This is a genomic window from Sphaerotilus sp. FB-3 (genome assembly GCF_023706025.1).
In the GTDB taxonomy this organism is placed as follows: Bacteria; Pseudomonadota; Gammaproteobacteria; order Burkholderiales; family Burkholderiaceae_C; genus Sphaerotilus; species Sphaerotilus sulfidivorans.
In genome coordinates this window covers 1-12882 of record NZ_BQWE01000040.1, presented here as the reverse complement: position 1 = coordinate 12882, position 12882 = coordinate 1, and the positions used below count along the sequence as shown (strand labels likewise).

Here is a 12882-nt window from a genome sequence, read left to right as displayed (position 1 = left end):
CTGCATGACCCGCTCCGACCTCGTCAATCTGCTGGCCGCACGCTTCGGCCAGCTGACCCATCGTGATGCCGAGTTCGCCGTCAAGACGATGCTCGACACGATGACCGAGGCCCTGGGGCGGGGCCACCGCATCGAGATCCGTGGCTTCGGCAGCTTTGCCGTCAATCGCCGGCCGCCGCGCATGGGGCGCAATCCCCGTTCCGGCGAGCCGGTCGTCATTCCCGAGAAGCTGGTGCCGCACTTCAAGCCGGGCAAGGCCCTGCGCGAAGCCGTCGACCGCACCGCCGCTGCTTCCACTCCCACGCCTGCCTCCGCCTCCGGCGAGAAGGCCTGACCGTCCGCCCGGACGGCCGCGCACCCCGCGCGGCGCATCCCGCACGACACGCACTAGAATCCCGGTGCGATGCGATTCTTCTCCTGGCTATTTCGAGCCGCCATCTTCTTCGTGCTGTTCGCCTTCGCGCTGAACAATCAGCACGAGGCCCGGATCCGCTGGTTCTTCGGCTTCGAGTTCCGTGCACCGATGGTGCTGATGGTGCTCGTGGTCTTTGCCGCCGGTGCGCTTTTCGGGGTCCTGGCGATGATGCCGAACTGGTGGCGCCAGCGCCGTCGCGCCCGGGCCTCGACCGAGCCGCAGACCCCGGTGACCACCACCACCGCGGCCGTGCCGGCGCTGTCCGGCGTCACTCCTGTCCTGCCTGACGTACCCCTGGGCGCTCCCCCCCGCGATGGACTTTGACCTGCAGTGGCTGCTGCTGGCCCTGCCGCTGGCCTTCGGGCTGGGCTGGCTGGCCTCGCGCCTGGACATGCGTCAGTGGAAACGCGACATCGAGTCGTCTCCGCGCGCCTATTTCAAGGGCCTGAACCTGCTGCTCAACGAGCAGCAGGACAAGGCCATCGATGCCTTCATCGAGGCGGTCCAGCATGACCCGGGCAGCTCGGATCTGCACTTCGCGCTCGGCAACCTGTTCCGGCGCCGAGGCGAGTACGAGCGGGCGGTGCGGGTGCACCAGCATCTGCTGGCACGTGCCGACCTGCCCACCTCCGAGCGCGACCGCGCCCAGTACGCGCTGGCGCAGGATTTCCTGAAGGCCGGCCTGTTCGACCGGGCCGAGGCGGCCTACCGTGCTCTGGAGGGCTCTGCCTTCGCGACCGATGCCCGCATGGCGCTGCTGACGCTGCATGAGCGCTCGCGCGACTGGAAGGCCGCGATCGAGGTGGCACGCCAGCTCGAGGCGGTGGCGGCCGGATCGTTTGCGCCTCGCCTGGCCCATTACTGGTGCGAACTGGCGCTCGAGGCCGATGCCCGAGGCCAGGGTGACGATGCGCGTGCTGCGCTCGACAAGGCACGCCAGGCCGCGCCGCAGGCGGCCCGGCCCCTGGTGCTGGCCGGCCAGCGTGCGGCGCGTGCCGGTGCGCATGAGCAGGCGCTGCAGGCCTGGCTGCCGCTGGTGGCGCTGTCGCCGGGTGCCCTGTCGGTCATCGCGGCGGACTTCGCGGCCAGTGCGCAGGCCTGCGGTCGCGCGGACGAGGCCCGTGTCGCGCTGTCCGAGCTGCATCGCCAGGTGCCGACCTCCGACCTGCTGGCCGCGCTGCTTGCACTCGATGCCGATCCGGCCTCGCGTCGCCGGCGGCTGCTCGATCACATGAAGGTCCAGCCCGGCCTCGGTCCGGTGCTGAGGCTGCTGCGCGAGCCCGAAGGCGCTGCGCTGTCGGTCGAGGAGCATCAGGCGGTGCAGGGCAGCGTCGCGCAGGCGCTGCGACCGCTGCAGCGCTACCGCTGCGCGGCCTGCGGCTTCGAGGCGCAGCAGTATTTCTGGCAGTGTCCCGGCTGCCAGGGCTGGGAGACCTTCCCGCCGCGCCGTCTCGAGGATCACTGACCTCGAGGATCGCTGTCCCCCATCGGAGGGCCCCCGGAAGAGGGCCCTCCTGATGGGGATGCGCCGCGGCTGACCGCGCTCCTATCGTGGACTCACGCCGGCATCCGTGCCGCCGGCGCCACCGATCCGCCCCGCTGCGAGCGGATCATCCCTGTCCGCGAACCACCCCCGCACGGGGTCCGGGAGCATCACGATGATGACGATCCGCAATCTGCTGGCTGGCCTGGCGCTGGCTCTGGCCTCGGTGACCTGTCTGGCCACCGACATCAACAAGGCTTCTCAGGCCGAGCTGGAGTCGATCAAGGGCATCGGCCCTGCGATGTCCGGCCGCATTCTCGAGGAGCGCAAGAAGGGTCCGTTCCGGGACTGGGCCGATGTGATGGAGCGCGTCAAGGGCATCAAGCAGGCCTCCGCGACCCGCTTCTCCGGCGGCGGGCTGACGGTCAACGGGAGTGCCTTTGTCCTGCCCGCCGCGCCAGCCACCACGCCTGTCGCTGCGGCGGGCCCCGCGACGACGGCGCTCACGCCGGTGAAGAAGCCCTGACCGTGAGCGGCTGCGCCGCCATGTCGCTGTCGGCGCAGGCCGGCAGCGCGGGTCGCACTGCATGGTCATGGTCATCGGCGAGCCGGGCACGGGTCGGTGGCGGGCGCTGTCCGGCGCCCGACTGCCAGCCGAAGAAGCGCAGCACATCGGCGCGCCGCGCCATCGCGTCGGCCTTGCCCAGTGCGATCAGCTCCCGGGTGTAGCCCGACTCGAACAGCAGGTAGCTGGCCAGCGCCGCGCCGCGTGCCGAGGAGCCCCGGCCACTGACACCGACGCCGCGCAGCAGGCTGCGCACCGTCAGCGGCAGGCTGTCGAGATGGCGGCCGGCGATCTCGTCCAGACGCTGGCTGGGCGCGATCACCAGCGCCTCGATCGGCCGCAGCGTGGTCTGCGCCAGCGCCTGCGGTGGCAGCAGCGCCAGCGTCGAGTTGATGCGCTGCAGCCGCTCGACATCGACGGCCAGCGCGTCGAGAAAGATGTTCGACATCGCATGGCCGGCGATCTGCGCGATCGTCGGGTAGCCGCTGATTTCCAGATGAGCGCCCGGCGGCTCGTGCATGCGGCCGGCGCCGATGATCAGGATGCGCTCCGCGCCCAGATGCACCGCGGGCGAGATCGGTGCGGCCTGGCGCATCGAGCCGTCGCCGAACCAGCCGGTGCGCTCGCCGCAAGGCAGCTCGACCGCCGGAAAGACGAAGGGAATCGCTGCCGAGGCCAGCAGGTGGCGTACTCCGAGCCGGGCCGGCACCGCGAGGCGCTGCGAGCGGTTCCAGGGGGCGATGTTCTCGCGGCTCTCGTAGAAGGTGACATGCTCGCCGCTGGTGTAGCTGGAGGCCGTCACCGCCAGCGCATCCAGATGGCCGTCGTTCATCAGCCGCTGCAGCCGGTCGAAGCGCACCATGCGCAGCAGCAGCGATTCCAGCGGGCTGTTGTCCAGCAGCGAGCGCGGGCGCAGTCGCCGCCAGCGGTGCAGCAGCCAGCCGAAGGACATCATCGTCAGCCATGGTGCGCCGGTGCGCAGCACGCCCAGCGAGTCGGTGCGGTAGACCTGCTCGGAGCGGAACTGCGCCCAGACATCGGCGATCTCGCGCACCGCTGCATCATGGCGGTCGGCCTGGCAGGCCAGGGCGGTCGCGTTGATCGCGCCGGCCGAGGTGCCGGCGATGATCTGGTAGGGGCTGTGTGTCGGCGCGCCGACCTCGCGGGCGATGTCGGCGATGGCCCGCAGCACGCCCACCTGATAGGCCGCACGCGCCCCGCCGCCGGTCAGCAGCAGCCCGGTGCGCGGCTGAGACCGTGCGGGAGGCGGCGAGCTCATCGCCGGCAGCGAGATGGCCTTGTCCATGCCCCTCAGTCTATCGGCAGCCTGTCTGGAGGTCGGCCGAAAACCGCCCGACTCCGGGGCCAGTCCCCCGCCTGGGGCGGTGGCTTGCGCTTGCGTGCTGCTGACGCAAGCTGGTGCTGTCAGTCGTGGTGATGGCGCTGGCGGCGCATCAGCCGGCGCTGCAGCAGTGCGATCGAGAGCAGGCCCGCGGCTGCCAGCGCCGCCGGATGGGATTCGCCGTCCGACAGCGCACCGGTGCTGGCCGAAGCGGCGACCGTCGGCTGTGCGGGCAGCGTCGGATGTGCGACCTGATGTGCAGCCTGATGGGATGGCACCGCCCAGGCGGCGGTGCATGCCAGCAGGCTCAGCGCCGATCCCGCCGCGGTCCGTCTCAGCGACCGATGCGACAGGCGTGGCGATGCGCAGAAAGTGAGAGAGAACATGTCGGGCTTCCCTGGCGTTGCGGCCGAATCGAGGTGACGTCCCGGCATCGATCGGATGTCACGCCTGGGACGGTACGGCCCCATTCTATTCAGGGATTCAGGATCTGATCAGTGGAAACCCTGATCAAAAGGTGTGCAGCTGTTCATGTCATGTCCGCCAGATCCGGGGCGCAGATTCGGCCAGCGACCAGCCGTCCTGGCGCCAGGCTGCCCGCACGGCCACCAGCAGCTGCATCAGCGGCTCGACCCGTTCTGCCAGCGCGCGCAGCACGATCACCCGGTCATGGACCGCGCTGACTCCGGCGCTGTCCGCCAGCGGCGAGGCTGACAGCCGATCGCGAGCGAGTTCCAGCAGTCGCGCGGTGCGCTCCCGGCCGATCGCCTCGCCGCTGCCGAACCACATCGTGCCCAGCACCCGTCGGCCCGCCCAGCCGAGCGGGCCGTCAAGCAGCAGCGTGTCGCTGGCGTCGATGCGGGCCTGCTCCAGCCAGACACCGGGCAGTTCCAGGTGCTGCTGGTAGCGCCCCCGGCTCCAGGCTTCCCCGGCGGCAGGCAGACCGAGCGCCAGCAGATCCCAGCCGATCATCTCGGCCTTCGGCGCCAGGTCGAAGCGCATCCGGTTGATCGCATGGCAGTCGCGGTAGGCGATCGTCTCCAGCGGCAGCCATTCCAGCCGGGCATGGTCGGCCAGCCGGGCCTGCACCTGCTGCATGCCGGGCGCACCGGCGCTGCGGTAGTAGCGGGTCGCGCCGGGCGTGGTGATCAGCGCATGGGTGCCTTCCTCGAGCTTCGCCTCGATCTCGAGCGTGTCGCCGCCGACGATGCCGCCGGGCGGATGCACCAGCACATGGTGGCAGATGCCCGGCCCTTCCGGGTACAGGCGCTGCAGCACGCGCAGCGGACCATGGTGGCGGTCCAGCGCGATCGTGCGCTCGCCATCGCGGGTGTAGTGCAGGTTCAGGCGGCCGGGCCAGCTCATGGGCGTGTCGAGGAAAGGGCGGGTGGCAGAGGCGAAAGGGCGGGAGTGTAGCGGGCCGGCCTGGCGCAGTGGTCCTGCATCGGACCGGGTCAGGCCGCCTCGGGCAGCGTGGTGCGACGGTACATCTCGATGATGTGCTCGCCGGCGGTGATCGGCGGATAGCGAGGCGGATCGCCGGCGTCATGGCAGCCGGGCAGGGCGGCCACCTGGGCGTGGTAGTCGATGTCGTGGAACCAGGCGATCGAGAAGCGCTCGCGCCCGCTGTGGCGGTTGACGACCCGGTGCAGCGAGGAGCGGTAGCGGTCGTTGGTCCAGCGCTGCATCAGGTCGCCGAGGTTGACCACCAGCGTGCCGGGCATCGGCGGCACGTCGATCCATTCGCCTTCGCGCTGGACCTGCAGGCCGCCGGACTCGTCCTGGGCCAGCAGCGTCAGGCCGCCCCAGTCGGTGTGCGCGCCCGAGCCGATCTGGCCGTCGAGCCGGCTGGCCGACTGCGGCGGATAGTGCAGCAGCCGCAGCACCGGCATCGGATTGCGCTGGAAGGGCTCGAAATGCTCGCGCGGCAGCTTCAGCGCCAGCGCGATCAGGCCCATCAGGTGGCGGCCGAGGCGGGTCATCGTCGCCTGGTAGGCCTCGACGGTGGCCTGGAATCCGGGCACCAGCGCCTCGTCGGGCCACTGGTTCGGGCCGTGGTTGGGCGTGCCGGCGCGCACCAGCGCGTCCCAGGGGCCGCGGTCGACGCCGAGGTAGAAGCTCTCCTTCAGGTCGGCGGGGCGGCCCGATTCCAGCGCCTGCCAGCCCACCGGGTCGTAGCCCCGGCACAGCCCGCCCGACAGCTCGACATGCCAGCGCCGCTTGACCTCCTCGGGCAGCGCGAACAGCCGGCGCGACAGCATGAAGAGATGGTGGCTGAGCGCCAGCGGCACGCCGTGGCCGGTGACGTGGAAGAAGCCGTCGCGCCGGCAGGCCGCGTCGATGCGGGCGGCGATGGCGTGCAAGGCCTGGGGGTCGTGACCGAAGCTGGGGGCCAGATCGATCACCGGCAGCGGGCTGTCCGGCATGGGGCGCTCCTGATGGCGAAAAATGAGATATTCGTCACGAAGAATCGCACGAGCCATGCCAGCCGCTTGCGCGCGCGATGCACCGATCGCGGGCGGGCGGACCGCTCAGCGGCCGAGCCAGAAGCGCGCGTGCACTGCAGCGAGTTCGTCCTCGATCGCGGGAATCGGCCCCCAGACGCGGATCGGCTTCTGGCCGCGCGAGAACACCTCGCGGCAGGGCACGTCCAGCGTCGGGTTCTCGGGATGGCGGCCGGTGGTGGCGCGCAGCCGCGTCTCGCTCATGCCGTAGACCAGCCGCCCGATGCCGGCCCAGTACTGGGTGCCGGAGCACATGCAGCAGGGCTCGACGGTGGTGTAGAGCGTGCAGTTCCACAGCAGCTCGGCGTCGAACTTGGCCGCGGCCTGGCGCGCGAGCACCGCCTCGGCATGGTTGACGCTGTCGACATTGCCCTGGATCAGCAGCACCGTCTCATGGTCCGGGCCGACCAGCAGCGCGCCGAAGGGGTGATGGCCCTGCTCCATCGCGGCGCGTGCGATGTCGCTGGCCTGGCGCAGGTGCAGCAGCATCTGCTCCATCGTCGGGTCGGGCGTGGTGAAGGCATGCATGGGCACGATCATGCGCCTTTTTCACGTTTCAGTGCGCGTTCGAGCCGCGATGCGCCCAGCCGGTCGTGCGCTTCTCCACCACCGAGAACAGCTCGTACATCACCATCGCCATCGCGCCGACCACCACCAGCCCGGCAAACGCCAGCCCCATCTGCATCGAGCTGCCGGCCGAGATCAGCAGGTAGCCGATGCCCTCGTTGGCCGCGGTCATCTCCGACACCGTGGTGCCGACGAAGGCCAGCGTGATCGCCACCTTCAGCGAGCCGTAGAAGTAGGGCAGCGAGCGCGGCAGCCCGACCTTGACCAGCACGTCCCAGCGCCGCGCGCCCAGCACCCGCAGCACATCCTCCAGCTCGGGCTCGAGCGTGGCCAGGCCGGTGGCGATGTTGACCATGATCGGGAAGAAGCTGATCAGGAAGGCGGTCAGGATGGCCGGGCCGATGCCGATGCCGAACCACACCACCAGGATCGGCACGAAGGCGGCCTTGGGCAGCGCGTTGAAGGCGGTCATCAGCGGATAGACCGCGGCGTAGGCCGCGCGCGAGCTGCCGATCAGGAAGCCCAGCAGCACGCCCACCACGATCGACAGGCCGAAGCCGGCCATCGTCACCCAGAAGGTGCGCCAGGCATGACCGGCGATGGTGGCGGCATGCTCGGCCAGCGCCGTGCCGATCGCCGCCGGGCTCGGGAAGATGAATTCCGAGATGCCGAAGGCCGAGCACAGCGCCTGCCACAGCAGCAGCACCGCGACCAGCAGGATCCAGGGCGACCAGCGTTCCATCTGGCGGGCGTTCATTGGGCGATCTCCGAGGCGGGGGCGAGGCCGGCGACGGGCTTGCGCATCGCGCCGATGTGGCCGCGCAGCTCATGCACGATGGCGGTGAACTCGGGCGTGTAGGTGATCTCCAGGTCGCGCGGGCGCGGCAGGTCGATCTCGCGCTTGACGACGAAGCGGCCCGGGCTCTTGCTCATCACATAGACCGTGTCGGCCAGGAACACGCTCTCGCGCAGGTCGTGCGTGACCAGGATGACATTGAACTTCTGCGCGGCCTGCAGGTCGCGCAGCGCGCACCAGAGTTCCTCGCGGGTGAAGGCGTCGAGCGCGCCGAAGGGCTCGTCGAGCAGCAGCATCTTCGGCTCGTGGATCAGCGCGCGGCAGATGCTGGCGCGCTGCTGCATGCCGCCCGAGAGCTGCCACGGGAACTTGTCTTCCATGCCGGCCAGGCCGACGCTGGCCAGCAGCCGGCGCGCCTTCTCGCGGTACTCGGCCCGCTTCTGCTTGAAGCTCGAGCGGTAGGGCTCGACGATCTCCAGCGGCAGCAGCACATTGTCGATCGTGGTGCGCCAGGGCAGCAGGCTCGGCGCCTGGAAGGCCATGCCGGTGATCTTCAGCGGCCCGGTGACCTCCTGGCCACCGATGGTGACGGTGCCGCGGCTCGGGCGCTTCAGGCCGGTGGCCAGCTTCATGAAGGTGGACTTGCCGCAGCCCGAGGGCCCGACGATGGCGATGAACTCGCCCTCGCCGACCTGCAGGTTGATGTCCTCGACGGCGAACTGCTGCTTGGCCAGCAGCTCGTCGTTGTAGGCCAGCCAGACATCCTTGAAATCGACGAAGGCGGTCATCGCATCAGTCCTGTGCGGTCATTGCGGTCATTTCTTCGCGGTGGCGAAGATGTTGCGGTCGGTGGCCGAGGGCAGGAAGCTGCCGTTCCAGATCGCGTCCGGGTTGATGCGCTCCTTGGTGGCGAAGGCGTCGGCCACCTGGCTGGCCATCAGGCTCAGGCGCGGGCCGCTGACCGCGCCGAAGCCCTCGGCCCGGGCATCCGGCGTCAGCACCGAGGCGTCGAGCGCCAGCTTCAGCCGGCGCAGCTCCAGGTCGGCGTTGATGATGCCGTCGCGCGCCTTGACCAGATCCACGCCGGCCTTCGGATCCGCGATCACGTCCTTCACGCCCTTGGTGAAGCCGCGCAGGAAGGCCTTCACCGCCTCCGGGTTCTTCTTCAGGAAGGCCTCGCCGACGATGATCGCGTTGCCGTAGAGCTTCACGCCGTGCGCGGGATAGGGCAGCACGACCACATCCTCGGTCTTGACGCCGCGCGCCTCCAGGTTCAGCAGCGAGGTGAACGAGAAGCCGGTGATCGCGTCGATGTCGCCGCGCACCAGCATGGTCTCGCGCAGCGGCGGGTCCATCGCGGTCCAGGCCACGTTGCTGATGCCGTTGGCCTTGGCGAAGATCGGCCAGGCCTTGCGGCCCGCGTCGAAGACCGGCGCGCCCAGCTTCTTGCCGTTCAGGTCGGCCGGCGTCTTGATGCCCGACTTCTTCAGCGCCAGCACCGCCGCCGGCGTGTTGTTGTAGACCATCATCACCGCGACCGGCTTGTTCGGCGCTGTCGGGTTGTTGGCGTGGAACTCCATCAGCGCGGCCAGGTCGGCGAAGCCCATGTCGTAGGTGCCCGAGGCCACGCGGGTGACGGTGCCGCCCGAGCCGTTGCCGGCATCGATCGTCACATCGAGCTTCTCGGCCTTGAAGTGGCCCTTGGCCACCGGCGCGAGGAACAGCGCGGCCGGTCCCTCGAAGCGCCAGTCGAGCTGGAACTTGACCGGGGTCTCCTGGCTGTGCGCCGGACTGGCGAGCAGGCCCAGCGTCGAGGCGGCGGCAAGCACCATCGCGGTGCGTCGGATCGGCGAGAGAACGGACATCGTCATGGGCTCCGAGGTGTATACAGTTTGCGGGGAACCTGGCTTGCAATATCCATGCACACCCGGATGAACCGCGCGGGTCCGGTCCGGGCCTGCCGCCGACGCCCCCGCGAGCCGGTGGGCGCGTCGATCCGGGATTCAGGGGCTGGCGGCCGAGGCCAGCGCCGTGGCGAGATCGTCGATGCGCGGGTGCAGGCGCAGATTGCTCTCGACCTCGGCGATGTGCGCCTCCATCAGCCGCACCGCCTCGTCGGCATCGCCGCGGGCCAGTGCGTCGACGATCTGCACATGGCCGGCCTGCGAGTGCTCTGCCGAATGCGAGGACTGGTACATCAGCGAGATCAGCGAGGAGCGCGAGAGCAGGTCGGCCAGCAGCTGCGCGAGCACCTCGTTGCCGAGCTGGCGCGCCAGGATGATGTGGAAGTCCGCCAGCAGCCGGGTGCGCCCGGGCACGTCGGTGCGCTGCACCGCCGAGGCCTCCGCGCGCAGATGTGCGCGCAGTTCCTCGACCTGTTCCGGCGTGATGTCGCGGGCGAGCTGGCGCACCATCGCCGTCTCGAGCATCAGGCGCACGCCGAAGACCTGACGCGCCTCCTCGACGCTTGGGCGGGAGACGAAGGCGCCGCGTGCGGGCTCCAGCGTGATCAGCCGGTCGCGGCTGAGCTGCATCAGCGCCTGGCGCACGATGGTGCGCGAGACCTTGAAGATGTCGGCGATCGGCTGCTCGGCCAGCTTGGTGCCGGGCATCAGCCGGCGCTCGACGATCGCCGCGGTGATCGCCTCGGCGATGCGCCGGGTCATGGTGGCGCCGGGGTCGGCGCTGTCGCCCTCGGCCGGAGGGCTGGCATCGGCCTGCAGGGCCTTGGGCATCAGGGAGCTGGCACGACTCATGAACGACTCATGATGAAAAAATCGGTTCCGAAAGATCCACCGGAACATGCCGGTGACATACGCAATACGGAGGCCAGTCTGTCGCAGCACTTCACGACCCGGTTTTCAGGAACTCCCGAAAACTGTGCATTCAACTGTATACAGTTGGTGCATGTGCACGCCATCGGCGCATTCCCGAGGACTGGAAAATCGGGCGCGGTGGCCGGGCTGGCTCCGAAGGGGGGATCATGCTGCATCTGCTGAACCTGTTCGCCGCGATCGCGCTGCTGATCTGGGCCACCCAGCTGGTGCGCACCGGCGTGCTGCGCCTGTTCGGCGAGAGCCTGCGCCGGATGCTGGCCGCCAGCATGGGCGCCTGGCCCAAGGCGATGTTCTCCGGGATGGTGGTGACCTGCATCGTGCAGTCGAGCACCGCGACCTCGCTGATCGTGTCGTCCTTCGTCGGCAAGGGGCTGGTGGCGACCGCGCCGGCGCTGATGGTGATGCTCGGCGCCGACATCGGCACCAGCGTGATGGCGCTGGTCTATTCCTTCGACCTGTCGTGGCTGTCGCCGCTGCTGATCTTCGCCGGCGTGGTCGCGCACCTCTCGCGCGAGAAGAGCAGCACCGGCCAGCTCGGCCAGATCGGCATCGGTCTGGGGCTGATCACGCTGGCGCTGCAGCTGATCGTCGGCAGCACCCGGCCGCTGGTCGAGGCGCCGCTGGTGCGCACGCTGCTGGTGTCGATTCCCAACGATCTGGGCATCGAGCTGGCGGTGGGCGCGGTGCTGGCGATCCTGTCGTATTCCAGTCTGGCGGTGGTGCTGCTGGTGGCGACGCTGGCCGACCAGGGGCTGGTGCCGGTGCCGACCGCGCTCGGGCTGGTGCTGGGGGCCAATCTGGGCCGGGCGCTGGTGGCGGTGCTGTCGGTGCTGCGCTCGGATGTGGCGACGCGGCGGCTGCCGATGGGCACGCTGGTGTTCAAGATCGCCGCCTGCGCGCTGGCCGCGCCCTTCATGGGCCTGTTCCATGTCTGGCTGCAGGAGGGCGTGCCGCAGGTGCTGCAGCAGATCGTCGTCTTCAACCTGATGTTCAACCTGGCGCAGGCGCTGCTGTTCGTGCCGGTGGTGAAGCCGCTGGCGCAGGCGCTCGAGCGCTGGATGGCGCCGCCGCCGCAGGTCGACGAGCGCACGCCGCGCCACCTCGACCGGCTGGCGCTGGACACGCCCTCGCTGGCGCTGAGCTGCGCCGCGCGCGAGGCGCTGCGCCAGGCCGACGCGGTCGAGACGATGCTGCGCGGCATCGTGCCGGTCATCCGTGGCAACGATCTCGGCGAGGCCGAGCGGCTGCGCGACATGGATGACGTGGTCGACGCGCTCTACAGCGCCATCAAGCTCTACCTGACCCAGATCTCGCGCCAGCCGCTGTCCGAGCGCGAGAGCCAGCGCTGGACCGAGATCGTCTCGTTCACCATCAACATGGAGCAGATCGGCGACATCATCGAGCGGGTGCTGCAGGACGTGGAGGACAAGAAGATCCGCAAGCAGCGCCGCTTCTCCGAGGCCGGCATGGCCGAGATCATCCATCTGCACGAGCGGCTGATGGCCAATCTGCGCCTGGGCATGAGCGTGTTCCTCGATGGCCATCCGCGCGACGCGCAGCGTCTGCTCGAGGAGAAGGCGCGCTTTCGCGAACTCGAGCATGCCTATGCCGGCAAGCACCTCGACCGGCTGAAGGAGAACACCGCCGACAGCATCGAGACCAGCTCGCTGCATCTGGACCTGATCAGCGACCTGAAGCGCATCAACTCGCACATCTGCTCGATCGCCTACCCGATCCTGGAGCCGGCCGGCGCGCTGGCCAAGACCCGGCTGCGGCCGTCGCGCATGGCGGGGCTGGATGACATTCGGGGGTGAAAACGCCGCAGATCCCGGCTCGTGGACGCGAGCACGGTCAGCGTTCACTGAAGCAAGGAGGTATCACCATGGACATCAAGCCCATTCGCAACGACGCGGATCTGCGAGACGCCTTCAAGCGCCTTGAACTGATCTTTCAGGCGGAGGCGGGGACGCCTGAATTCGATGAGATGGAAGTACTGACCACGCTCATTGAGGTGTACGAGAACAAGCACCCTCCGATCAAGGCGGCGAGCCCTCTGGATGCCATCAAGTTCAGGATGGAACAGCAAGCGCTGTCCCCCAAAGATCTGGAAGCCTATATCGGTCCCAGTGGGCGCGTTTCCGAGGTCTTGAACGGGAAGCGTGCGCTCAGCCTGCGGATGATCCGGAACCTGCACGACGGGCTGAACATTCCCTACGAGAGTTTGATGTCCACCAGCCCGGTCCTCTCCGTCAGGTCAGGCTGACCGTCGGCGGCGGCACGGGCTGCCGCTCAGGGCTGTTCACTGCTAACACTGACCTGCGGCAAACTGCGCGGCTGACCGAGGCAGATGGAACGGGACGACGATGTCATGGC

At 69.3% G+C, this 12882-nt stretch carries 15 protein-coding genes; 6 read left to right on the top strand and 9 right to left on the bottom strand.

All coding sequences use genetic code 11. The annotated features are described in order from the left end of the window. The first annotated feature begins 4 nt into the window (after positions 1-4). The 4 genes from NFT33_RS14825 to NFT33_RS14810 all read left to right on the top strand — a co-directional run bounded on the left by NFT33_RS14825 (position 5) and on the right by NFT33_RS14810 (position 2424). A complete protein-coding gene (locus NFT33_RS14825; RefSeq protein WP_149502698.1) occupies positions 5-334 on the top strand; it encodes an integration host factor subunit beta in 330 nt (109 codons plus the stop codon). Positions 335-403: 69 nt separating this feature from the next. Next, a complete protein-coding gene (locus NFT33_RS14820) occupies positions 404-739 on the top strand; it encodes a LapA family protein (RefSeq protein ID WP_149502699.1) in 336 nt (111 codons plus the stop codon). Beyond that, on the top strand, positions 729-1880 hold the full coding sequence (gene lapB, locus NFT33_RS14815) for a lipopolysaccharide assembly protein LapB (protein WP_149502700.1): 1152 nt from the start codon (positions 729-731) through the stop codon (positions 1878-1880). The genes NFT33_RS14820 and lapB overlap by 11 nt, the downstream gene beginning before the upstream one ends. A 196-nt stretch (positions 1881-2076) precedes the next feature. Further along, positions 2077-2424, top strand: a complete 348-nt coding sequence (locus NFT33_RS14810) for a ComEA family DNA-binding protein (protein ID WP_251676486.1) — start codon at positions 2077-2079, stop codon at positions 2422-2424. On the opposite strand, the gene NFT33_RS14805 is transcribed toward NFT33_RS14810, so the two are convergent. The 9 genes from NFT33_RS14805 to NFT33_RS14765 form a co-directional block, all read right to left on the bottom strand. Further along, positions 2402-3769, bottom strand: coding sequence for a patatin-like phospholipase family protein (locus NFT33_RS14805; protein ID WP_251676484.1), 1368 nt, complete (start codon positions 3767-3769; stop codon positions 2402-2404). The genes NFT33_RS14810 and NFT33_RS14805 overlap by 23 nt on opposite strands. Before the next feature lie 119 nt (positions 3770-3888). Then, positions 3889-4191, bottom strand: coding sequence for a hypothetical protein (locus tag NFT33_RS14800; protein WP_220786292.1), 303 nt, complete (start codon positions 4189-4191; stop codon positions 3889-3891). 148 nt (positions 4192-4339) lie between these two features. Beyond that, the gene (locus tag NFT33_RS14795) at positions 4340-5170 is read right to left on the bottom strand and encodes an urease accessory protein UreD (protein WP_251676482.1); all 831 of its coding nucleotides are present in this window, start codon (positions 5168-5170) and stop codon (positions 4340-4342) included. Between the two features lie 89 nt (positions 5171-5259). Further along, positions 5260-6231 (bottom strand): isopenicillin N synthase family dioxygenase, encoded by a 972-nt coding sequence (locus tag NFT33_RS14790; protein ID WP_251676480.1) that lies wholly within the window; start codon positions 6229-6231, stop codon positions 5260-5262. A gap of 105 nt (positions 6232-6336) precedes the next feature. Further along, positions 6337-6849: a nucleoside deaminase gene (locus NFT33_RS14785; RefSeq protein WP_244954420.1), complete on the bottom strand. Its 513-nt coding sequence runs from the start codon at positions 6847-6849 to the stop codon at positions 6337-6339. A 16-nt stretch (positions 6850-6865) separates the two neighbouring features. After that, positions 6866-7633 (bottom strand): ABC transporter permease, encoded by a 768-nt coding sequence (locus NFT33_RS14780; protein ID WP_220786295.1) that lies wholly within the window; start codon positions 7631-7633, stop codon positions 6866-6868. Then, on the bottom strand, positions 7630-8460 hold the full coding sequence (locus NFT33_RS14775; protein WP_251676478.1) for an ABC transporter ATP-binding protein: 831 nt from the start codon (positions 8458-8460) through the stop codon (positions 7630-7632). The genes NFT33_RS14780 and NFT33_RS14775 overlap by 4 nt, the downstream gene beginning before the upstream one ends. A gap of 27 nt (positions 8461-8487) precedes the next feature. After that, entirely contained in the window at positions 8488-9543 is a 1056-nt protein-coding gene (locus NFT33_RS14770; RefSeq protein ID WP_376744171.1) for an ABC transporter substrate-binding protein, read from the bottom strand. Between the two features lie 132 nt (positions 9544-9675). Further along, positions 9676-10428, bottom strand: a complete 753-nt coding sequence (locus NFT33_RS14765; protein WP_149502707.1) for a GntR family transcriptional regulator — start codon at positions 10426-10428, stop codon at positions 9676-9678. 227 nt (positions 10429-10655) lie between these two features. On the opposite strand from NFT33_RS14765, the gene NFT33_RS14760 reads away from it, so the two are divergent. Together NFT33_RS14760 and NFT33_RS14755 are read left to right on the top strand one after the other, a co-directional pair. Next, a complete protein-coding gene (locus tag NFT33_RS14760; RefSeq protein WP_251676476.1) occupies positions 10656-12323 on the top strand; it encodes a Na/Pi cotransporter family protein in 1668 nt (555 codons plus the stop codon). A gap of 68 nt (positions 12324-12391) precedes the next feature. Beyond that, the gene (locus tag NFT33_RS14755; RefSeq protein WP_251676474.1) at positions 12392-12772 is read left to right on the top strand and encodes a helix-turn-helix domain-containing protein; all 381 of its coding nucleotides are present in this window, start codon (positions 12392-12394) and stop codon (positions 12770-12772) included. Positions 12773-12882 lie beyond the last annotated feature (110 nt).

What these genes read in the sequence shown, in the direction of transcription:
- lapB (WP_149502700.1), top strand. Translation starts at nt 729, where the DNA reads ATGGACTTTGACCTGCAGTGGCTGCTGCTGGCCCTGCCGCTGGCCTTC.
- NFT33_RS14805 (WP_251676484.1), bottom strand. Translation starts at nt 3,769, where the DNA reads ATGGACAAGGCCATCTCGCTGCCGGCGATGAGCTCGCCGCCTCCCGCA.
- NFT33_RS14755 (WP_251676474.1), top strand. Translation starts at nt 12,392, where the DNA reads ATGGACATCAAGCCCATTCGCAACGACGCGGATCTGCGAGACGCCTTC.
- NFT33_RS14810 (WP_251676486.1), top strand. Translation starts at nt 2,077, where the DNA reads ATGACGATCCGCAATCTGCTGGCTGGCCTGGCGCTGGCTCTGGCCTCG.
- NFT33_RS14820 (WP_149502699.1), top strand. Translation starts at nt 404, where the DNA reads ATGCGATTCTTCTCCTGGCTATTTCGAGCCGCCATCTTCTTCGTGCTG.
- NFT33_RS14785 (WP_244954420.1), bottom strand. Translation starts at nt 6,849, where the DNA reads ATGATCGTGCCCATGCATGCCTTCACCACGCCCGACCCGACGATGGAG.
- NFT33_RS14780 (WP_220786295.1), bottom strand. Translation starts at nt 7,633, where the DNA reads ATGAACGCCCGCCAGATGGAACGCTGGTCGCCCTGGATCCTGCTGGTC.
- NFT33_RS14795 (WP_251676482.1), bottom strand. Translation starts at nt 5,170, where the DNA reads ATGAGCTGGCCCGGCCGCCTGAACCTGCACTACACCCGCGATGGCGAG.
- NFT33_RS14775 (WP_251676478.1), bottom strand. Translation starts at nt 8,460, where the DNA reads ATGACCGCCTTCGTCGATTTCAAGGATGTCTGGCTGGCCTACAACGAC.
- NFT33_RS14800 (WP_220786292.1), bottom strand. Translation starts at nt 4,191, where the DNA reads ATGTTCTCTCTCACTTTCTGCGCATCGCCACGCCTGTCGCATCGGTCG.
- NFT33_RS14825 (WP_149502698.1), top strand. Translation starts at nt 5, where the DNA reads ATGACCCGCTCCGACCTCGTCAATCTGCTGGCCGCACGCTTCGGCCAG.
- NFT33_RS14760 (WP_251676476.1), top strand. Translation starts at nt 10,656, where the DNA reads ATGCTGCATCTGCTGAACCTGTTCGCCGCGATCGCGCTGCTGATCTGG.
- NFT33_RS14765 (WP_149502707.1), bottom strand. Translation starts at nt 10,428, where the DNA reads ATGAGTCGTGCCAGCTCCCTGATGCCCAAGGCCCTGCAGGCCGATGCC.
- NFT33_RS14790 (WP_251676480.1), bottom strand. Translation starts at nt 6,231, where the DNA reads ATGCCGGACAGCCCGCTGCCGGTGATCGATCTGGCCCCCAGCTTCGGT.
- NFT33_RS14770 (WP_376744171.1), bottom strand. Translation starts at nt 9,543, where the DNA reads ATGACGATGTCCGTTCTCTCGCCGATCCGACGCACCGCGATGGTGCTT.